Consider the following 20,163-nt stretch of genomic DNA (forward strand, 5'->3'; position numbering starts at 1 on the left):
GCGCGCCAGCGAACAAGATCAAACGTGCAAAAGCACTCCGGGGAGGAAACACATGCGAAACATCGATATCACGGATGCCATCGACAAGGCGCCGTTCGGACGCTTCCAATGGACGGTGGCCGCGCTCTGCGGGCTGCTGCTGGTGGTGGATGGCTATGACGTCTTCGTGGCCGGCACGGTGCTGCCCGCGCTGATGAAGGAGTGGGGCCTCAGCAAGCCGCAGGCCGGCACCCTTCAGGCCTGGGCGCTGTTCGGCATGATGTTCGGCGCCCTCGTCTTCGGTCCCCTCGCGGACAGGATCGGCCGCAAGAAGGGCATCGCCATCTGCTTCCTCCTGTTCACCACGTCCACCCTGCTTGCCGGCTTTGCCAATTCGCCGACCCAGTTCGGCATCTTCCGGTTCATCGCCGGTCTCGGCTGCGGCGGCCTGATGCCGAACACGGTCGCGCTGATGAACGAATATGCGCCGAAGCGCCTGCGCAGCACCATGGTGGCCGTGATGTTCTCCGGCTATTCGGTGGGTGGCATGGTGGCCGCCGGCTTCGGCATCGGGCTCATCCCGCAGTTCGGCTGGAAACCCATGTTCTTCATCGCCGCCGTGCCCCTGCTCCTGCTGCCGCTGGTCCTGTGGAAGCTGCCGGAATCCCTCGGCTTCCTGCTCCGTCAGGGCAAGGAGGCCGAAGCCCGCACGATCTGGGCGAAGGTCGCCCCCTCCGCCCGGCTCGATGCCGGAGACAGGCTGGTGTTCACCGAGAGCAAAAGCGCGTCCGCCTCGGTCATCGAGCTGTTCCGCGACCAGCGCGCAGTGAGCACCGTGATGCTGTGGGCCGCCTTCTTCTGCTGCCTGCTGCTGGTCTATCTGCTGTCGTCCTGGCTGCCCAAGGTTCTGCAGGAAGTCGGCTATGCCGAGACTGCCAGCCTCCTGAGCCTCTTCTCGCTCAATTTCGGCGGCATGCTGGGGGCGATCCTCGGCGGACGGCTCGGCGACCGCTTCGGCCTGCCGCGGGTGGTGATCGGATTCTTCACCGCAGCCGCGGTGTCCATCGCGCTCATCGGGTTCGGCCTTCCGGCGCCCCTGCTGTTCGTGATGGTTTTCATCGCCGGTGCCACCACCATCGGCACGCAGATCCTGCTCTATGCCAGCGTGGCGCAGCTCTACACTCTGTCGATCCGGTCCACCGGCCTCGGCTGGGCCTCGGGCGTGGGCCGCATCGGCGCCATCGTCGGGCCGACGCTGGGGGGCGTGCTTCTGGCCCAGGAGCTGCCGCTGCAACAGAACTTCCTGATCTTCGCGGTGCCCGCGGCGCTCTCGGCCCTCGCCATGCTGGTGTTCGCGGTGACCGCCGCGCGCCGCACCGCGACGGTCGCGGCGGTGGCGACGGCCTAGGGACCCGCTCCCGCGGCCCCTCGTCGATCGGGCATGACGACACCTGAACAAGATCAACCGGCGCAAGGGGCGAACGGAAACCCTCGCCACCAGACACGTGGAGGACACAAGGATGAGCGTGAAGATTTTCAACGGCAAGGACGTGCAGGACTTCCTGCGGGTCATCGCCAACCTGGACGGGACCGGCGGCAACGAGCGGGCCAAGCAGGTGCTCCACCGCATCGTCTCCGACCTGTTCAAGACCATCGAGGATTTCGACCTGACCCCGGACGAGGTCTGGCTCGGCATCAACTATCTCAACAAGCTCGGCTCGGAGGGCGAGGCGGCGCTGCTGGCGGCCGGTATCGGCCTTGAGCACTACATCGACATGCGCCTCGACGCCGAGGACGCCGAACTCGGCATCACCGGCGGCACACCGCGCACCATCGAGGGGCCGCTCTATGTGGCCGGCGCCCCCGAGGAGAAGAGCAAGGCGCGCCTCGACAAGAATCCCGACGCCGACGCCGGCCCCCTGCGCATCCACGGCATCGTCACTGGGCCCGACGGCGCACCGGTGGCGGATGCCCTCGTGGAAGTCTGGCATTCGGATTCCAAGGGCTTCTACTCGCATTTCGACCCCACGGGCCGGCAGAGCGAATTCAACCTGCGCGGCGCGATCCGCACCGGCGCGGACGGGCGCTATGAGGTGCTCACCCGGATGCCGGCCTCCTACGGCTGCCCGCCCTCGGGCGCGACGCAGACCCTGCTGAACCAGCTGAACCGCCACGGCAACCGCCCGGCCCACGTGCACTTCTTCGTCACCACGGACAGCTTCCGCAAGCTGACGACGCAGTTCAACATCGAGGGTGATCCGCTGATCTGGGACGACTTCGCCTTCGCCACCCGTGAAGGTCTCATCCCCCACGTGGTGGAGCGCACCGGCGGCGCGGCGGTCGGCTTCGAGGAGGACGGCTATCGGGACATCGAGTTCAACATCGAACTGACCCCGAAGGTCGCCGGCAAGGACAACCAGATCGTCGAGCGCGCCCGCGCCGCGGCCTGAGCGAAAAACCGGCGGCAGCGCGAATGCTGCCGCCGGACACGCACGGGAAGCCACGATGCCCGACGCCTCTCTTCGACAGCCGGCCACACGCGCCCACCCGGCGCGGTGGCGGGACGTGCTCTGCGTTTTGCCACATCGGGACGGCGACCTCACGCGCCTTGATGAACTGGCGGCGGCGGATGCGCCCATCGTCACCGTCATCGGCAAGTACAATCACGGCAAGAGTCGGCTGCTCAACGAGCTGATGCGCCGGGATGCCTTCGCCGTGGCCGACCGGCGCCAGACCGTCCAGCTGGCCGAGTGCCGGCACGCGGGCGTGCGCTGGCTCGATGCGCCCGGGCTGGATGCGGACGTGGCCGGAGAAGACGACCGGCATGCGCTCCGGGCCGTCTGGCTCTCATCCGACATTCGCCTGTTCGTCCATGCCGCGCGCGAAGGCGAGCTGGATGCTGCGGAACGGACGCTGCTCGAAGCGCTGCGCGCCGACAGCCAGCGCACCGGTCGCGAGACGCTGATTGTGGTGACGCAAGCGGACCAGATGGAAGACGACGACGCGCTCGGCCGCGTGGTGTCGGCCATCGCGGATCAGGTGCCGGGCGCAGGCCTTCATGTCGTCTCCTCCACCCGCCATCGCCGGGGGCTGGAGGACGGCAAAACCCTGCTGGTCCTGCGCAGCGGTATTCCCGAGTTGGAGCGCGCTCTGGCGGACGCGCTCGCGCGGGTGCCGGCCGCGCGGGCTCACGAGACGCGCCTGTTGCTGGGCGAGATGCGCGCGGAACTTGGAAGTGTTCGGCGTGCCGAGGCTGAGACGCTCGCGTCCCTTCGGCAGCAGCAGGAAGCCCAGCGGCACGCCTTCGACGACGGGCTCAAGGCCCTGCTTGCGGCAATCGGCCGGGACATGGAGGAGGTCGTGTCACGCGCCGGCCCGGATCTCGCGCTGGTGCCGGACACCGGCCGTGAGCGCTATGCGACGACCGGGGCGAAGCTGGAGCGCGCGCGCATCCAGGTGGCCTATTCAAGGGCGTGCATCCGCCTCGACGGCTTCCTCGCGGGCCATGGCGTCTCCGGCCTCCCGCAGGAGCAGCAGACCGCCGCCGGCAGCCTCAACACGGTCATGGTGGCGGTCATGGGCGTCTCGGTGAAATTCCGGGCGGACCTGCGCCGCATGTTCTGCGAGGCGGCCGGGCGGGCGCGGCTGCACGCGGCGTTCGCGCACTATTTCGAGCTGTCGCGATCGCGGGCGGCGCTGCGGGGCAGGATCAACGAAACCTCCGCCGCGCTGGATGCGACCGACCGTGCCCTCGCCGCCCTGCCGCCGGACGCCGCGCCATGACGGCGGAGACGATGGACCGCAGCGCCCCCTCGCAAGCGCTCCATGCTCCAGCCACACGCGCGGCGCTGTCCGAGGAACAGCTTTTCATGGCCGAGTTTGAGGCGGTCGCGCATGGCTCGGACGACCTTCGACCTGCGCTCGCACGTCTGGACGACTGGCTTTCAAGTCTGGGCACGGGCCTGGTCGGTGCCCGCCTCTCCACCGCTGCATTGCGGGAGGACAGCGAAATCGGCCGAGGCATCGCGGCGGCGAATGCCGGGATCGACGCCTGCATCTCGGACTGGCCCCGGCAACGCGACGCGCTGCGCCCCGCCGAGGCGCTGACGCGGAGCCTGGATCAGGCCGTCGTCCTGCTGGTATTCGGCAAGTTCAATGCGGGCAAGAGTTCGCTCTGCAATCTCATGGCCGACCGCTTCGCGGCCCACGGCGCCGAAGTGGCCTGCTTTCAGCTCGATGCCCACGGACGCCCGGAGCCGTGCGCCCGCTTCACGGAAGGCGCGACCGAGACCACATCGCGCATCCAGGGCATCCGGCTGGGCCAGCGGCTGGTGCTGCTGGATACGCCCGGCCTCCATTCCGCCACCGGCGAGTACGCGGCGCTCACCCGCCGCTTCGTCGACTGCGCCGACGCCGTGCTGTGGCTCACCAGTTCCTCAACGCCGGGACAGGTGCAGGAACTGGACGAGCTTGCCGGCGAATTGCGCTGCGCCAAGCCCCTGCTGCCGGTCATCACCCGCAGCGACCGCTATGAAGAAGACGAGATCGACGGCGCGCTGGTGAAGCTCATGCGCAACAAGACGACGGCCGACCGCAGCGGGCAGGAGGCGGACGTGGCGGAGCGTGCGCGCGACAAGCTCGCGGCGCTGGGGCTGGACGTGGCGCTGCTGCGCCCGCCCCTGTCTGTCTCTGTCCATATGGCCCGGGCGGAGGAAGAGAGCCCCGCGGCTATGGCGACGGCGGGCATGGATCGTCTCTATGCCGCCCTGCGGGTCCTCGTTTCGCCGGCGCTGGCCTATCGGCGCCGCAAGCCGGCCGAGGTGCGGCTGCGCCATCTGGACGAAACCGTCCTGGGCGACCTCCGCGCGCTGCTGCGGCCCGCGCTGGAACAGCTGAATGCCGCGCTGGACGACGCGATAGCCCAGCTCGACCGCCGGGGCACGCAGATGCAGGAGGATGTGTGGCGCGCCATCGTCCGCCTTCTGCCGGACCTGCTCGACGCCCACGCTCCTGAGCGGGATGCGGATGGCGTCCGCCGCAGCGTATCGCAGGCGCTGCAATCGGCATGGGGCGAGGCGCGGGACGCCCACTTCAGCGACTATCGGCTCGGCCGCGATGCGCAACCTGCCCCATTCGAACCCACCCCGGACATCCGCTTCGAGGAGATCGTGATCGAGGTGGAGGGGACCCGCCAGTCCGTCGGCGTGGACGCCACGCGCCTGCACGCGGCCCTGGAGCGGGAGATCGGGGATTGGGTGGCCGCCGCGGGCGACCACGCACGGGAAGAATGCGCCGCGTGCCTCCGCCAGGTGATGGCGGACGTCACGCGCCTCGAAGCCGTCCTGCGCGCCCACGAGGCGAGCCTTCGCGACATCAGGAACGACCTGCGCGCACCGGCTTGAGCTGGCCTTGATTCATCCGCGATGAACGCAAGCCCCAGCAAACGCCAGGCGGGCCGGGCGCATCCATGAACCAGCTTCACCAATCGGTGTGTTTTTCGCGTTACCGGCCTTCGGCGGCTTTCGGCATCATCGCGCCCCTAAAAGACCAAGGCACGATGAGGAGACGACCGTTGAGCGCCCAAACCCATGCCACCACTGGCGATATTGCCATTTCCGCCCACCATGGAGCCGCCCAGTCGGCAGCGCTCCAGCCCATGGCGCATGCCATCCGCTTCCTTGCGGTGGATGCCATTCTCGCGGCAGGTGAAGGCCATCAGGGCGTTCCCCTCGGCATGGCCGAGATCGCGACGGTGCTCTACAGCCGTCACCTCAAGTTCGATCCCGCCGACCCGACCTGGCCGGACCGCGACCGGGTGGTGCTCTCCAACGGGCACGGCTCTACCCTGCTCTATTCGCTGCTGCACCTCACCGGCTATCACCACATCTCGCTCGACGCGGTGAAGAGCTTCCGTGAACTCGGCTCACCTTGCGCCGGCCATCCGGAATACGAGCCGGCCGCCGGCATCGAGACCACCACCGGCCCGCTCGGGCAGGGCATCGCCAATGCGCTAGGCATGGCCATCGCCGAAGCCCATCTCAACGCCCGCTTCGGCGACGATCTCATCGACCATCGCACCTGGGCCTTCGTCGGCGACGGCTGCCTGCAGGAGGGCGTGGGGCAGGAGGTGATCCAGCTTGCCGGCCACCTCAAGCTCGGCAAGCTCACCTTCTTCTGGGACGACAATTCCATCACCGACGATGGCTCCACCGAGCTGTCCATCTCCGAGAACGTGGCCGAGCGCTTCCGCGTCGCCGGCTGGCATGTGGTGGAGATCGACGGCCACGATATCGCAGCGGTGGACGCCGCCATCAGCGCCGCCAAGGCCGATCCCCGCCCCTCCATGATCGCCTGCAAGACGACCATCGCCCGCGGCATCCCGCGCATTGAGGGCCAGCGCGGCGGCCATTCCGGCAAACTGTTCCCCGACGATCGCGCCGCCATGGCCGCGCGCTTCGGCTGGACCGGCGGCAGTTTCGACATTCCGGCGGACATCGGCGCGGCATGGCGCGACACGGGCGCGGCAGGGGCAGAGACGCGGGCCGCATGGCGCAAGCGGTTCGCCGCCGCCGGGAATGCGGTGCAGGACGAGTTCCAGCGCACCATCTCCGGCACCCTCGCGGCCGGGGCGCGCGAGGCCATCCACGCCTACAAGGCGAAGGCGGCGGACGAGGCCAAGGCGGACTTCTCCATCGCCACCTCGGGCGACCTCGCGGCGGCGCTCTACGAGGTGCTGCCCGATATCATGACCGCCTGCGCGGACCTGGAGGCCCCCACCAACCACAAGCGCCAGCTCTCCGCCTTCACCGCGAAGGATCGGGCCGGCCGCTACATCCATTGCGGCGTGCGCGAGCATGCCATGGGCTCGCTAGCCAACGGCATGGCCGCTCATGGCGGCGTCATCCCGCTGGCCGTCACCTATCTGCCCTTCTCGGACTACGAGCGCCCTGCCCTGCGCATGGCAGCGCTCATGGGTCTGCCGGTGAAGTTCGTGTTCAGTCACGATTCCATCGGCATCGGCAAGAACGGCCCCACCCACCAGCCGGTGGAGATCATCGCCTCGCTGCGCGCCATGCCGAACATGATGGTGCTGCGCCCGTGCGATGCCATCGAGGCGGCGGAGGCGTGGGAGATCGCGCTGGAGCATCGCACCGGCCCGGTGGCGATGGTGTTCGCGCGCCAGTCCCTGCCGGCTTTGCGGCGCGACGGCGGCGCGGAGAACCGCTCGGCGCGTGGCGCCTATGTGCTTCAGGAGGCCGAGGGCGGCCCGCGCCGCGTCACCCTCATCTCTACGGGTTCGGAGGTGCAGATCGCCGTGGAAGCCCGCGCACAGCTCCAGGCGGCCGGCATTCCCACCGCCGTCGTCTCCATGCCGTGCTGGAGCCTGTTCGAGGCGCAGGATGCCGCCTATCGCAAGGCGGTGTTGGGCACGGGCACCGTGCGTGTCGCGGTGGAAGCGGCGGTGAAGTTCGGCTGGGAGCGCTGGATCGGCGAGGATGGCGGCTTCGTCGGGATGACGGGCTTTGGAGCCTCCGGCCCGGCGGATGCGTTGTACCGGCACTTCGGCATCACCGCCGAGGCCGTGGCCGAGGCCGCGCGCGTGCGGCTCTGAGCCTGTCGCGACAATCGGAAAGAACAAGACCATGCACAAGATCGTCGTTCTCGACCGCGACACCATCGCGCCCGAAGTGAATGTCCGCCGCCCGTCCTTCCCCCACGAGTGGGTGGAATATGCGCGCACCAGCGCAAGCGAGGTGATCGAACGGGCGAAGGACGCCACCATCATCATCAACAACAAGGTGGATCTACGGGCCGACACGCTGGCCCAGCTGCCCCACCTCAAGCTCATCGCCATCGCCGCCACCGGCACCGATTGCGTGGACAAGACGGCTGCGGCCGCGCGGGGCATCCCCACGGTGAACATCCGCGGCTATGCCAAGGCCACCGTGCCGGAACACACCTTCGCGCTGCTGCTCTCCCTCGCCCGCTCCATCGTGCCCTACCGGGCCGAGGTGCAGGAGGGCGCGTGGCAGGCGGCGCAGCAGTTCTGCTTCTTCACCAACCCCATCGTGGACCTCGCCGGCCGCAGGCTCGGCATCGTCGGCGCTGGCGTGCTGGGCTCGCAGGTGGCGGGCATCGCGCGGGCCTTCGGCATGGACGTGGTGTTCTACGATCCCATGGCGAAGCCGGGCACGGCGGGCGTCGTCAGCCTCGACGAGCTGATCGAGACCTCCCACGCCATCACCCTGCACTGCCCGCTCACCGACGAGACGCGCGGGATGTTCGACATGACCGCCTTCCGGCGCATGAAGAACCGGCCGATCATCATCAACACCGCGCGCGGCGGCCTCATCGTGGAGGAAGACCTGGAGGTCGCCCTCGACGAGGGGCTGGTGAGCGCAGCAGGCCTCGACGTGACCTTGCCGGAGCCCCCCGCCCCCGACAGCGCCTTCATGCGGCTCGCACGGCGGCGCAACGTCATCTGCACCCCGCACATCGCCTGGGCCTCGCTGGAGGCGCAGCAGGCGCTGGCCGACCAGCTCATCGACAACATCGAGAACTTCGTGGCCGGCCGCCCCTCCAACGTGGTGTCGCCGGACTGAGGCGGCTCGCAACGTTTCCGTCTCGCACTGATGCGCCGGCCGGAATCCTTTCCGGCCGGCGTTTTCTTGTGCCTGCGCGGACAGGACAAAAAAAGGCCCACCGGCGAACCGGCGGGCCTTCAGGCTAGGGAGCTTGTAACCCCGAGGCGGGGCCCGGTCTGCGCCGGGCGCCAACCTCAGGGCAAGAAACTCAAGGCAGGAAACTCAGGGCAGGAAGCCGATGGAGATCCACGGCACGGCAGCCACCACCGCCAGTCCGATGAGCAGCACCAGCATGTAGCCGACGATGGGTTTCATGCCCTCGTCCGGGTTCACGTTGCCAATGGCGGTCGCGCAGTAGTAGCCGACGCCGAAGGGCGGCGCGAAGAGGCCGATGCCCATGGCGAGGATGACCACCATGGCATAGTGCACCTCGTGGATGCCCATCTGCCGCGCGATCGGGAACAGCAGCGGCCCGAACAGCACGATGGACGGGATGCCCTCCAGCACCGAGCCGAGGATGATGAAGGCGAGGATGGAGACCACCATGAACGTCGCCGCGCCGCCCGGCAGGCCGGACATCACATGGGCGAGAGCCTGCGAGAAGCCGGACTGTGTGAGCGCCCAGGCCATGCCCGTCGCCGCGCCAATGATGAGCAGGATCGCGCCGGAGAGCGCGGCCGTGCTGACCATCATGGGCACCACGCGGCTCCACTCGAACTGCCGGTAGACAAGCAGGCCCACCACCACCGAATAGATGATGCCGATGGTGGACACCTCGGTCGCCGTGGCGATGCCCTCCATCACCGCGCCGCGAATCACGAACGGCAAAGCGATGGCCGGCAGCGCGATGCCCGCCGACCACAGGATGTCCTTGGCCGAGACGCGCTTGACGTTGGAGAGGTCGTCGTTGCGGTAGCGGTAGCGCACGAGGAGGCACAGCGCGAGGCCCAGCACCAGGGCAGGCAGGAGACCGCCGGTGAACAGCGCCGCGATGGACACGCCCGTGACCGAGCCGATGGTGAGCAGCACGAGGGAGGGCGGGATCGTCTCCGTCTGCGCGCCGGTGGCGGCCAGCAGGGCCACGAGGTCGCCCTTCTTGGCGCCGCGCTTCACCATTTCCGGGAACAGCACCGGCGTCACCGCCGCCATGTCCGCCGCCTTCGAGCCGGAGATGCCCGAGACGAGATACATGGCGCCGATCAGCACGTAGGAGAGGCCGCCGCGCACATGGCCGAGGAGGCTGGCGAGGAAGCCCACCAGCGCCCGTGCCATGCCGGTCATCTCGATGAGCAGGCCGAGGAACACGAACAGCGGCACCGACAGCAGGATGAGGTGGCTCATGCCCTCGTCCATGCGCCCCACCACCACCGCGAGCGGCGTCGTGGTCGTGAAGGTGAGGTAGCCCACCGTCGCGAGGCCGAACGAGAAAGCGATGGGCACGCCGGCGAACACCGACGCCGCCACGAGGCCGACGAGGAAGATGAGCAGATTGTAGTTGCCCAGCGTCTTCAGCCAGGGTGAGGCCACATGGCCGAGACCGACCGCCAGCACGAGGCAGACGCACACCACGGCCACCTGCTTCAGATTGGCCGCGCGCAGCACTTTCAGAAAGCTCACCAGCGCCATGAGGCCGATGCCGATGGGTAGCGCCGCCGCCTTCCACGTGTTGGGGACGTCGAGGGCCGGCAGCGTGACGAACATCTCGTCCTCGGCATACTCGATGGCGGGATGCAGCACCGCCAGAAGGAACACCAGGGGCGCGGCGAGGGCCAGCGTCTCCAGCACCGATTTCACGCGCGGCGAGGCCATGCTCACCAGCGCGGTCATGCGCATGTGGCTGTCGCGCTGGAGGGCCAGCACGGCGCCGAACATGGCGAGCCAGATGAAGAGGACGGACGCAAGCTCGTCCGACCACACGATGGGGCTGTGCAGCGCATAGCGCTTCACCACGCCGACGAAGAGGACGGTGATCTCCGCCAGCACGAGGGCTGCGGCGAGATATTCCACCACCCGGCACAGCGCCGTCTCCACGCCGAAGACGGCGCAGCGCCAGCCGGTGGGAGGCGCCTGGGTCGGCGCCTCCTCGGTGGCGTAGGCTTCGTGCAGCGCGTGGGTTTCATCCAGCGCATGCCCGGGAGGCGGCATGGAGTGGGATACGTGCTGGGACATGCTCACCCCCCGAGCTTGCCGACGGCGGCCTCGAGCAGGCCCCACGCTTCATCGCCATACTTGGCCTTCCACTCGCCGTAGAAGGGCGTGGAGGCTAGCGCCTTGCGGAACTGCTCGCGGTCCACGTCGATGAAGGTGATGCCCTTGGCGGTGAGGTCCGCGCGCAGGCTCTGGTTGAGCGAGGCGATGTCGGCGCGCTGGTCCACGGCGGACTTGTCCAGTTCGCGGGTGACCACGGCGCGGACGTCCTCCGGCAGCGTGCCCCAGGCGCGGCGGTTGCCGAGGATGACGTAGCCGTCCCACACGTGGCCGGTCATGGAGCAGGACTTCTGCACCTCGTAGAGGCGGGTTGAGGCGATGATCGCGAGCGGGTTCTCCTGGCCCTCGACCACCTTGGTCTGGAGCGCAGAATAAAGCTCGTTGAAGTTGATGGGCGTGGCGCCGGCGTTCAGCGACTTGAACACCGAGGTCAGCATAGGCGCGGGCGGGACGCGGATCTTGAAGCCGTTCAGATCCTGCGGAGTGCGGATCTCGCGGGTGGACGAGGTGATCTGGCGGAAGCCGTTGTCCCAGAACTTGGCGGGAGCGACAAGGCCGGTCTTCTCGATCTGCGTGCGGATGTACTTGCCGAGGTCGCCGTCGACGGCCTTCCACACGGTGGCGTAATCGGGGAAGGCGAAGCCGGTGTTGACGATTCCGGACACCGGAACCAGCGTCGCGAGGATCGAGGTGGAGAGGTTGAAGAACTCCACGCCGCCCGAGCGCACCTGGGCGAGGAGGTCGGTGTCGGAGCCGAGCTGGTTGGCCGGGAACAGCTTGATCTCGACGCGGCCGGAGGTCGCCTCGCGGATGCGGTCGAGGGCTTCCTGCGCGCGCTTGTTCACCGGGTGGGTGGGGTCCTGGCCGGTGGCGTACTTGTAGGTGAATTCGGCGGCCTCGCCCCGACGGGTGAGGATGCTGAACAGCGGCAGCGCGGCGCCTGCGGCCAGCACATGACGGCGGGTCAGGCCGGTTTTGGTCGGTGTCATGGTGTTTTCTCCCTAGTGTGCCGCTTTCGGCGGCTTGGTCGTTTGCAAAAAAGGGGACTAGGCCCGGCCCTGGAGGGCGCGGTAGGCGTCGATGACCTTGCTGTCGTCCTTTGTGCCCTTGCCCTGGCCGGAGACGGCGAGGAACATCTGGTGGGCGGTTGCGGCCAGCGGCAGCGCGGTCTTCGCACCGGCACCGGCTTCCAGCACGATGCCGAGATCCTTCACGAAGATGTCCACCGCGCTGGTCACGCGCGGTTCGCTCTCCAGCATGCGCGGGCCGCGATCCCGCAGCATCCAGCTGGAGGCGGCGGAGCCGGAGACGATGTCGAGCATGGCGTTCATGTCGAGGCCGAGGGTCTCGGCCAGCGACAGGGCCTCGCCGGCGACGGCCAGATGCACGCCGCACAGGAGCTGGTTCACCGCCTTGGCGGTGGCGCCCTGCCCGGCCTTGTCGCCCAGCAGGACGACCTTGGAGCCCATGGCGTCCAGCACCGGCTTCACCTGCGTGAACAGGTCGGACGGGGCCGCCACCATGATGGTGAGGCTGCCCGCCTCGGCCCCAACCACACCGCCGGAGACGGGGGCGTCGACGAGGCGGCGGCCTTCGGCCTCCACGCGCCTGGCGAGGGCCGCGACGGCGGCCGGCGGACAGGTGGCCATCAGGATGACCGTGCCGCCTTCAGGCAGATGCGCCAATGCGCCCGCGCCGAACAGGATGTCCTCGGCCTGGGTGGCATTCACCACCATCAGCACCGCGGCATCCTGGCCGGCGAAGGCGTCTGCGAGGCTGGCCGCGGCCGCGCCCCCGGCGTCGGCGAGTTTCGCCCCGGCTTCGGGCCGGATGTCGAAACCCGTCACGGCGAAGCCGGCGCGGGCGAGGTTGACCGCCATCGGCAGGCCCATGGAGCCGAGCCCCACAAAGCCGATCTTCTTCATCTTTTCCTCCCGCTCGGCCCGCCCCTCTTGCCGGGGGCTGGAGCCGTATGGATGACGTGAACCCTTCGACTACTTGAGCCAGCCCTTCACCTGCGCGCAGAGCGCGTCGGTGGAGATGCCGTAGCGGTCGTGCAGGGTCGGCAGCGCGCCGGCCGCCAGGAATTCGTCGGGCAGGCCGATCATGCGGAACGCGGGGTGGACACCCGCGCGCATCAGGAGCCCCGCCACCGCCTCGCCGAGGCCGCCGATGACGGTGTGGTTCTCAACCACCACCACGAGGCGGCCGGGCTTGGCACAGGCCTCGAGGATGGTCGCGGTGTCGAGCGGCTTGATGGTGGGCACGTGCAGCACGCCCACGTCCACGCGGTCCGCCTCGAGCGCCTTGGCAGCTTCCAGCGCGCGCATGGTCATGATGCCGGACGAGACGAACAGCACCTCGTAGCCGTCGCGCAGCATCTTCGCCTTGCCCAGCTCGAAGGTGTAGCCGTACTCGTCGAGCACGAGCGGCACCTGGCCGCGCAGCAGGCGCATGTAGACCGGGCCCTTGTGGGCGACGATGGCCGGCACCGCCTGCTCGATCTCGTGCGCGTCGCACGGGTCGATCACGGTCATGTTCGGGATGGCGCGCATGAGCGCCAGATCCTCGGCCGCCTGATGCGAGGGGCCGTAGCCGGAGGTGAGGCCCGGCAGGGCGCAGACGATCTTCACGTTGCGGTCTTCTTCCGCGATCGTCTGGTGGATGAAGTCATAGGCCCGGCGCGAGGCGAACACCGCATAGGTGGTGGCGAAGGGCGTGAAGCCTTCCGCCGCAAGGCCGGAGGCTGCGCCGAACAGGAGCTGTTCGGCCATGCCCATCTGGTAGTAGCGGTCCGGGAAGGCCTGCTGGAAGATGTGCAGGTCCGTATACTTGCCGAGGTCCGCCGTCATGCCGACGATGGAGGGATCGGACTTGGCGCATTCCACCAGCGAGTGGCCGAAGGGAGCCGGCTTGGTGCGCTGCCCCTCGCCCGCGATGGACGCGATCATGGCGGAGGTGGTCAGGCGCGGTTTGGAGGGAGCGTCAGCGCCCTTGGCGGCGGGAGCGGGATGAGCCGTGGCGGGTTTCATGCGGGCTTCCTCTCGTCGAGGGCGGCCAGGGCCAGCTGCCACTCATGGGCATCCACACGGATGAAATGGTTCTTGTCGCGCGCCTCAAGGAAGGGGATGCCCTTGCCCATGAGCGTGTCGGCGATGATCATGCTGGGCCGGCCGCCATTGGCGGTCTTGGCGGCATCGAAGGCGGCGCGCACGGCGTCGAGGTCGTTGCCGTCCACCCGCTGCACGAACCAGTTGAACGCCGCGAGCTTCTCCGGCAGCGGCTCGAAGCCGAGCATGGAGGTGGAGGGGCCGTCCGCCTGCTGGTTGTTCACGTCGACAATGGCGATGAGGTTGTCGAGCTTGTAGTGCGCGGCCGACATGATGGCCTCCCACACCGAGCCCTCGTCCAGCTCGCCGTCGGAGAACAGGGTATAGACCCGGCTGTCCGAGCCCTTGCGCTTGAGGCCGAGGCACTTGCCCACCGCGATGGACAGGCCGAGACCGAGCGATCCGCCGGACATCTCCATGCCCGGGGTGTAGGCCGCCATGCCCGACATGGGCAGGCGGCTGTCGTCGAATCCGTAGGTCTCCAGCTCGTCCTCGGGGACGATGCCGGCCTCGATCAGCGCGGCATAGAGCGCGATCGCATAATGGCCGTTGGAGAGCAGGAAGCGGTCGCGCCCCTCCCATTCGGGGTTCTGGGGCTCGTAGCGCATGGCGTGGAAATAGGCGGTGGCCAGCACATCGGCGATGTCGAGGGCCTGGGCGATATAGCCCTGTCCCTGCACCTCGCCCATGCGGATGGCATGACGCCGGATGTTCCAGGCGCGCCGCTCCAGCGAGACGTTTGAAGGTGAAATGGTCATGTCCCTGTTCCTGTAGAGGAGCGCCCGCGCCGGGACGGCCCCGATCGCCCTGCGACCAGCCGTCCCCAACGCGCCGTGGCGGACCGGGATTGGAGCATTTTCAAGCGAAGCGGATTCCGGTTCGCGTGAAGAAAATGCGTAGCGCCAAAAGCCTAGGGCATTTCCGGCGGACCGGAGTTCGCCGGGAATGCCTTAGTGGATCAGCATGCCGCCGTTGACGTCGATCACCGCGCCGGTGACGTAGGCGGACAGATCGCTGGCGAGGAAGAGATAGATGCCGGCCACGTCGCTCGCATCGCCGAGGCGGTTGAGCGGAATGCCCTTCAGGATGTCCTTGCGCATCTCGTCGGTCAGCATGCCGCCGGTGATGTCGGTCTGGATCAGGCCGGGGGTGACGCAGTTCACGCGGATGCCGTCCACGCCGAACTCGCGGGCCATCGCCTTGGCAAGGCCAAGCACGCCCGCCTTCGCGGAGGAATAGTGCGGGCCGCCGAAGATGCCGCCGCCGCGCTGCGCGGACACCGACGACATGCAGGCGATGGAGCCGGACTTGCGCTCGCGCATGTGCGGGATGAACACCTGGCTGAGGAACAGGACGCCCTTGCAGTTGATGTCCTGAATGCGGTCCCAGCTCGCCTCGTCGATGTCGAGCGTCTTCACCGGCTGGGTCACGCCGGCATTGTTCACGAGAATGTCGACGTGACCAAACACCTTGAGCACTTCGTCCGCGGCAGCCTGGCACGAGGCCTTGTTGGCGACGTCGCAGCCGACGCCCATGTGCTGCGGGCCGAGTTCTGCGGCAGCGGCCTTGGCGGCGGCCTCGTCGATGTCGAGAATGGCGATGCGCGCGCCATGGGCGGCGAACAGCTTCGCCGTGGCAAGACCAATGCCGCGGGCGCTGGCCGCCCCCGAGATGGCGGCGGTCTTGTTCTGAAGCAACATGGTTTCCTCCACGAGGGGCTCTTTTTGTAAGGGTGATACTGGCTCCTCTTTCCCCGGCTGAAAAACGCAAAAATTGCGCGAATGGATGAACCATGTTCATCTAAAGCCGTGGGCCGTCCGGACTGCCGTAGCGGCCGCAGTCATGAGGGCTCACCATGAAGCGCCTTCCCCTGTCCGCCTTGCAGGCGTTCGAGTCGGCCGCGCGTCGCGGCTCGTTCCGCGTCGCCGGGGAGGAGCTGGGCATCTCGCCCAGCGCCATCAGCCACGCCGTGCGCAAGCTGGAGGACCTGATGGGCGCGGCCCTGTTCGAGCGGGAGGGCCGGGCGGTGCGGCTCAATCCCGCCGGCGAGGCGCTGATGCGCCATGTGGCGGCGGGGTTCGACGAGATGCGGCAGGGCATCGAGATGGTCGGCGCCCGCTCGGTGAACCTGCTGCGCCTGCATTGCGCGCCTTCACTGGCGGCGCAATGGCTGCTCCCCCGGTTGCGCACGCTGCTGGCCAAGCAGCCGGGACTGGAGGTGCGGCTCGCGGCGGGCGTGGACTACCCGCGCTTCGAGCATGACGAGTTCGACGCCGACATCTGCTACGGCCCGCCGCGGCAGGAAGGGCTGATCGTCGTGCCCCTCGGCGAGGAGACGGTGACGCCCCTGTGCGCGCCGGAAATGGCCGCCCGCATCTCGGGGCCGCTGAACCTGCTCGAACACGACCTCATCGAGAGCGACAACAAGCGCGTGCGCTGGAACCACTGGTTCGAATCCAACGGCGTGGCCCCGCCCGGCCCGCGCGGGTCGCGTTTCGACCGCTCCTTCATGGCCATCGCGGCGGCGGTGGACGGGCTCGGGATCGCGCTTGAATCCACCCGCCTTGCCGAGCGCGAGATCGCGCGCGGGCAATTGGTGGCGCCGCTCGCCGGCAAGGCGAACGACGTCACTTATGTCGGGCACTATCTGGTCTTCCCCCGCGCCGCGAAAGCACGGCGGGCGGTGCGCATGTTCGCCACCTGGATCACGCAGGAACTCGATTTGCCCACGCCCCGCATCTGAGAGCGCAGGCGACGGCAACCGGAGCGTCGCGCGCGCGATGGCGACGCCAGATGTCCGGCCATCGCCCGAACATCGTTTCGCAACACAGATTCGAGCTGTCCGACCTCAGGCAATCCTCGGGAGATGCAGCGCGAGGGTTTCTCCCCCACTGCCTTCCACTGCCGGATAGAGCACGCGGACCCGTGGATCGTGGCCGGGCACGATCATTTCCTCCCGGCCCTCAGCCAGCACACGCGCCCGCCCCCAACCGGCGGCCATGTCGCCGAGGTTGAAGACGATCGGGAAGGGCAGGCCTTCCTGCATGTTGGCGTAGAAGTGGCTGGCATCGCTGGCGAGGACGAGGGGACCGCGCGCGGTCTGAACGCGCACCATCTGCAACCCGTCCGTGTGGCCGCCCACATGGTGGACACTGACGCCGGGCGCCACCTCCCCGTCGCCGGCGTGGAAGCGCACCCGGCCCGCATAGAGGGCGCGCACCATCTTCACCACGTCCTCCACATCGAAGGCGTGGCGCATGCAGGCCACGCACATATGCCGCCCCGTGGCGAAGCCCATCTCCCGTTCCTGCAGGTGGAAGGTGGCGTTCGGGAAGAGATCGAGGTTGCCGGCGTGGTCGTAGTGGAGGTGGGTGATGATGACGTCCCCGACGTCCGCCGGATCGCAGCCGAGATCGGCATAGGCCGTCGCGACATCGCGCAGGATGCGCCGCCCCCGCGCCGGCGTGCCGACCTTCGCAAAGCCGGTGTCCACGGCGATCAGGCGGCTGCCGCTGCGCAGAAGCCAGACGTAGAAGTCGAGCTGCATCGGCGTGTCGTGCGGGTCTCCCGCGCCGATGAAGTTCATGCCGCGCGTGCGCTGCTGGTCGCCGTAGCGCAGGGCGTAGACCTCCCACTCCATCATTACCTCCCTGTGACCCGCTCTCGTTCAAGCCACTTGCCAGCGGTCTACCCCTCTGTATATTCGACTTCGAAAAAAGAACAGATGTTCTGTCTAGAAGAACAAAAATCGGGAGGAAGCCGGTGGACTCAGAAGACGACGTGGTGGCGCGGCTCCTCCGCCTGCCCGACCTGCTCGAACGCGCGCCGGCCCTTCAGGAGCGCGGCCGCTTCCTCTCGGTTGACTGGCTCGTGGGCATCCCCAGCCGGCCCTTCCGGGTCCGGATCGAGCAGGGACGCCTCGTCCGCATGGACGAGGCGTCGAAGGTGATGGCGAACTGGCGTTTCGCCTATCGCGCGCGCCCCGAGGCGTGGATGGAGTTCTGGCAGCCCATGCCGAAGGCGGGCTGGCACGACCTTCTGGCCCTCACCAAGCGGGGAGCGGCGACGCTGGAGGGCGACCTCCACCCCTTCATCGCCAACCTTCAGTATTTCAAGGACCTTCTGGCGCTGCCGCGGGAGGTGCGGGCATGAGCACGACCGTTCCCGCGCCCATCGAGCCCCAAATCGAGCCGATGATCGGCCGCTATGTGACCTTCCCCATCGAAGGCCGGCCGCATCGCGTCTATTTCGAGGAGGCTGGCGCCGGCATCCCGCTCGTCTGCCTGCACACCGCAGGCTCGGACGGACGCCAGTGGCGCCACCTTCTGACCGATCCCGAGATCACGCAGCACTTCCGCGTCATCGCCTTCGACCTGCCATTCCACGGCAAGTCCAATCCGCCCGAGGACTGGGACGGCACCGAATATCGCCTCACCACGGCTGCCTACACCTCCACCATCCGCGCCTTCTGTGGCGCGCTCGGACTTGAGAAGCCGGTGGTGATGGGCTGCTCCATCGGCGGGCGCATCGTCCTCAACCTCGCCATCGATCACGCAGCCGAGTTTTCCGCGCTGATCGGCCTCGAGGCGGCGGATTTCCAGCAGCCCTGGTACGACACGGAATGGCTCAACCGGCCCGATGTGCACGGCGGCGAAGCCTGTGCGGCGCTGGTTTCCGGCCTGATGTCGCCCGATGTGCCCCCGGCGCGGCGCATGGAAACGCTGTGGCACTACAAGCAGAGCGGGCCGGGCGTCTTCAAGGGTGACCTCTATTTCTACCGCGTCGACGGTGACCTGCGCGGTCGCACCGCCGCCATCGACACCAATGTCTGCCCGCTCTACCTGCTCACGGGCGAATACGACTATTCCTGCTCCCCTGACGACACGCTCCGCACCGCCCGCTCTATCGCCGGCGCGCAGGTGACGGTGATGGAGCGCCTTGGCCACTTCCCGATGAGCGAGAACCCCGAGCAGTTCCGCCGCTACATCGCTCCCGTCCTCGACGAGGTGCGGGCGCGTGCCGGTCAATCATGACGAACAATAATTCGCGAGGAGACGCCAGAATGAACACAACGAAGAGGCTCGCCGCCGCCGCGCTCGGTATGGCGCTCGCCGCAGCTCCGGTCGCTGCCCGTGCGGCGGACGACGTGATCCGCATCGGCATCCTGAACGACCAGTCCGGCGTGTTCGCGGACAATGGCGGGCGCGGGTCCGTCGTGGCCGCGAGGCTTGCGGCGGAAGACTTTGCCAACGAGGTCATCGGCCAGCGCATCGAGATCATCGACGCCGACCACCAGAACAAGGCGGACATCGCCTCCGCCACCGCCCGCAAGTGGTTCGATACCCAGGGTGTGGACCTGATCGCGGACGGTGCGGCCTCCTCGGCCGGCTTCGCCATCCTGGAGGCGGCGAAGGAGCGCAAGAAGATCTTCATCGTGAACGGCCCGGCCTCGTCGGACTTCACGGGCAAGGCCTGCTCGCCCTACTCCTTCCACTTCACCTACGACACCTACGCGCTGGCCAAGATCACCAGCCAGGCCATCACCAAGGCCGGCGGCAAGAGCTGGTATTTCATCACGGCGGACTACGCCTTCGGCCACGCGCTCCAGCGCGACGCCACCAAGTTCATCGAGGCGGCAGGCGGCAAGGTTGTCGGCCAGGCGGCGCATCCGCTCGGCACCAACGACTTCTCCTCCTTCCTCCTTCAGGCGCAGGCCTCGAAGGCGAACGTGGTGGGCCTCGCCACCTCGGGCCGCGACGTGCAGACCGCCATCAAGCAGGCGGGCGAATTCGGCATCGTCGAGGGCGGGCAGCAGCTCGCCGGCCTCCTCGTCTTCATCACCGACGTGAAGGCGCTGGGCGTGAAGGCCGCGCAGGGCCTGAAGGTGACCACCTCCTTCTACTGGGACCTCACCGACGAGACCCGCGCCTGGACCAAGCGCTTCCAGGCCCAGATGGGCGGGCGTGTCCCCTCCATGATCCATGCCGGCGTCTATAGCGGCGTGAAGCACTATCTGGCGGCGGTGAAGGCGCTCGGCACCAAGGACGGCGAAAAGGTCGCCGCCAAGATGCACGAGATGAAGGTGAACGACATGTACAACAAGGATGTCGTGATCCGCGCCGATGGCCGCGTGCTGCACGACATGTACCTGATGCAGGTGAAGACGCCGGCGGAGTCGAAGTACGAGTTCGACTATTACAAGACGGTCGAGCGCTTCCCCGGCTCCGAATCCTTCCGCCCCCTGAGCGAGAGCGAGTGCCCCCTCGTCAAGCGCTGATCCG

General features: G+C 68.1%; 16 protein-coding genes and 1 pseudogene. 10 read left to right on the top strand and 7 right to left on the bottom strand.

The features are described 5' to 3' along the window. Positions 1-52 precede the first annotated feature (52 nt). From XAN126_RS0118395 to XAN126_RS0118420, 6 genes are all read left to right on the top strand, one after another. On the top strand, positions 53-1,387 hold the full coding sequence (locus XAN126_RS0118395; protein ID WP_024280050.1) for an MFS transporter: 1,335 nt from the start codon (positions 53-55) through the stop codon (positions 1,385-1,387). 112 nt (positions 1,388-1,499) lie between these two features. Continuing rightward, positions 1,500-2,429 (top strand): catechol 1,2-dioxygenase, encoded by a 930-nt coding sequence (gene catA / locus XAN126_RS0118400; protein WP_024280051.1) that lies wholly within the window; start codon positions 1,500-1,502, stop codon positions 2,427-2,429. A gap of 55 nt (positions 2,430-2,484) precedes the next feature. Then, positions 2,485-3,762 (top strand): GTPase, encoded by a 1,278-nt coding sequence (locus XAN126_RS0118405; protein WP_029877379.1) that lies wholly within the window; start codon positions 2,485-2,487, stop codon positions 3,760-3,762. Continuing rightward, complete coding sequence (locus XAN126_RS0118410; protein WP_024280053.1) at positions 3,759-5,381, top strand: GTPase; 1,623 nt, start codon at positions 3,759-3,761, stop codon at positions 5,379-5,381. Before XAN126_RS0118405 ends, XAN126_RS0118410 begins: the two co-directional genes overlap by 4 nt. A 254-nt stretch (positions 5,382-5,635) precedes the next feature. Beyond that, complete coding sequence (gene tkt / locus XAN126_RS0118415) at positions 5,636-7,591, top strand: transketolase (protein ID WP_029877381.1); 1,956 nt, start codon at positions 5,636-5,638, stop codon at positions 7,589-7,591. A 31-nt stretch (positions 7,592-7,622) separates the two neighbouring features. Beyond that, a complete protein-coding gene (locus XAN126_RS0118420; RefSeq protein WP_024280055.1) occupies positions 7,623-8,582 on the top strand; it encodes a D-2-hydroxyacid dehydrogenase in 960 nt (319 codons plus the stop codon). 204 nt (positions 8,583-8,786) lie between these two features. On the opposite strand, the gene XAN126_RS0118425 is transcribed toward XAN126_RS0118420, so the two are convergent. The 6 genes and pseudogenes from XAN126_RS0118425 to XAN126_RS0118450 all read right to left on the bottom strand — a co-directional run bounded on the left by XAN126_RS0118425 (position 8,787) and on the right by XAN126_RS0118450 (position 15,582). Beyond that, the gene (locus tag XAN126_RS0118425; protein ID WP_245272279.1) at positions 8,787-10,733 is read right to left on the bottom strand and encodes a TRAP transporter large permease subunit; all 1,947 of its coding nucleotides are present in this window, start codon (positions 10,731-10,733) and stop codon (positions 8,787-8,789) included. 2 nt (positions 10,734-10,735) lie between these two features. Next, a complete protein-coding gene (locus XAN126_RS0118430; RefSeq protein ID WP_024280057.1) occupies positions 10,736-11,761 on the bottom strand; it encodes a TRAP transporter substrate-binding protein in 1,026 nt (341 codons plus the stop codon). A gap of 57 nt (positions 11,762-11,818) precedes the next feature. Then, a pseudogene (locus tag XAN126_RS0118435) lies at positions 11,819-12,709 on the bottom strand (NAD(P)-dependent oxidoreductase); the annotation flags it as partial. 57 nt (positions 12,710-12,766) lie between these two features. Then, positions 12,767-13,804 carry a transketolase C-terminal domain-containing protein gene (locus XAN126_RS0118440; protein ID WP_024280059.1) on the bottom strand — a complete coding sequence of 346 codons (1,038 nt, stop codon included), beginning with the start codon at positions 13,802-13,804 and terminating at the stop codon, positions 12,767-12,769. Further along, positions 13,801-14,640: a transketolase gene (locus XAN126_RS0118445; protein WP_024280060.1), complete on the bottom strand. Its 840-nt coding sequence runs from the start codon at positions 14,638-14,640 to the stop codon at positions 13,801-13,803. Before XAN126_RS0118445 ends, XAN126_RS0118440 begins: the two co-directional genes overlap by 4 nt. Before the next feature lie 192 nt (positions 14,641-14,832). After that, a complete protein-coding gene (locus tag XAN126_RS0118450; protein ID WP_024280061.1) occupies positions 14,833-15,582 on the bottom strand; it encodes an SDR family NAD(P)-dependent oxidoreductase in 750 nt (249 codons plus the stop codon). A gap of 155 nt (positions 15,583-15,737) precedes the next feature. Between XAN126_RS0118450 and XAN126_RS0118455 the strand changes: the two genes are divergently transcribed. Then, positions 15,738-16,625, top strand: a complete 888-nt coding sequence (locus tag XAN126_RS0118455) for a LysR substrate-binding domain-containing protein (RefSeq protein ID WP_024280062.1) — start codon at positions 15,738-15,740, stop codon at positions 16,623-16,625. A 105-nt stretch (positions 16,626-16,730) separates the two neighbouring features. Here XAN126_RS0118455 and XAN126_RS0118460 read toward each other — a convergent pair whose 3' ends face one another. Then, complete coding sequence (locus tag XAN126_RS0118460) at positions 16,731-17,522, bottom strand: N-acyl homoserine lactonase family protein (RefSeq protein WP_245272280.1); 792 nt, start codon at positions 17,520-17,522, stop codon at positions 16,731-16,733. A 122-nt stretch (positions 17,523-17,644) separates the two neighbouring features. Between XAN126_RS0118460 and XAN126_RS0118465 the strand changes: the two genes are divergently transcribed. From XAN126_RS0118465 to XAN126_RS0118475, 3 genes are read left to right on the top strand one after another with little or no spacing between them, the layout of a single operon-like run. Beyond that, on the top strand, positions 17,645-18,034 hold the full coding sequence (locus XAN126_RS0118465; protein ID WP_024280064.1) for a hypothetical protein: 390 nt from the start codon (positions 17,645-17,647) through the stop codon (positions 18,032-18,034). After that, entirely contained in the window at positions 18,031-18,915 is an 885-nt protein-coding gene (locus XAN126_RS0118470) for an alpha/beta hydrolase (RefSeq protein WP_029877383.1), read from the top strand. The genes XAN126_RS0118465 and XAN126_RS0118470 overlap by 4 nt, the downstream gene beginning before the upstream one ends. Before the next feature lie 29 nt (positions 18,916-18,944). Beyond that, on the top strand, positions 18,945-20,159 hold the full coding sequence (locus tag XAN126_RS0118475) for an ABC transporter substrate-binding protein (RefSeq protein ID WP_024280066.1): 1,215 nt from the start codon (positions 18,945-18,947) through the stop codon (positions 20,157-20,159). Positions 20,160-20,163 lie beyond the last annotated feature (4 nt).

The sequence above is a fragment of the Xanthobacter sp. 126 genome (assembly GCF_000526175.1).
Lineage (GTDB): Bacteria > Pseudomonadota > Alphaproteobacteria > Rhizobiales > Xanthobacteraceae > Xanthobacter > Xanthobacter aminoxidans.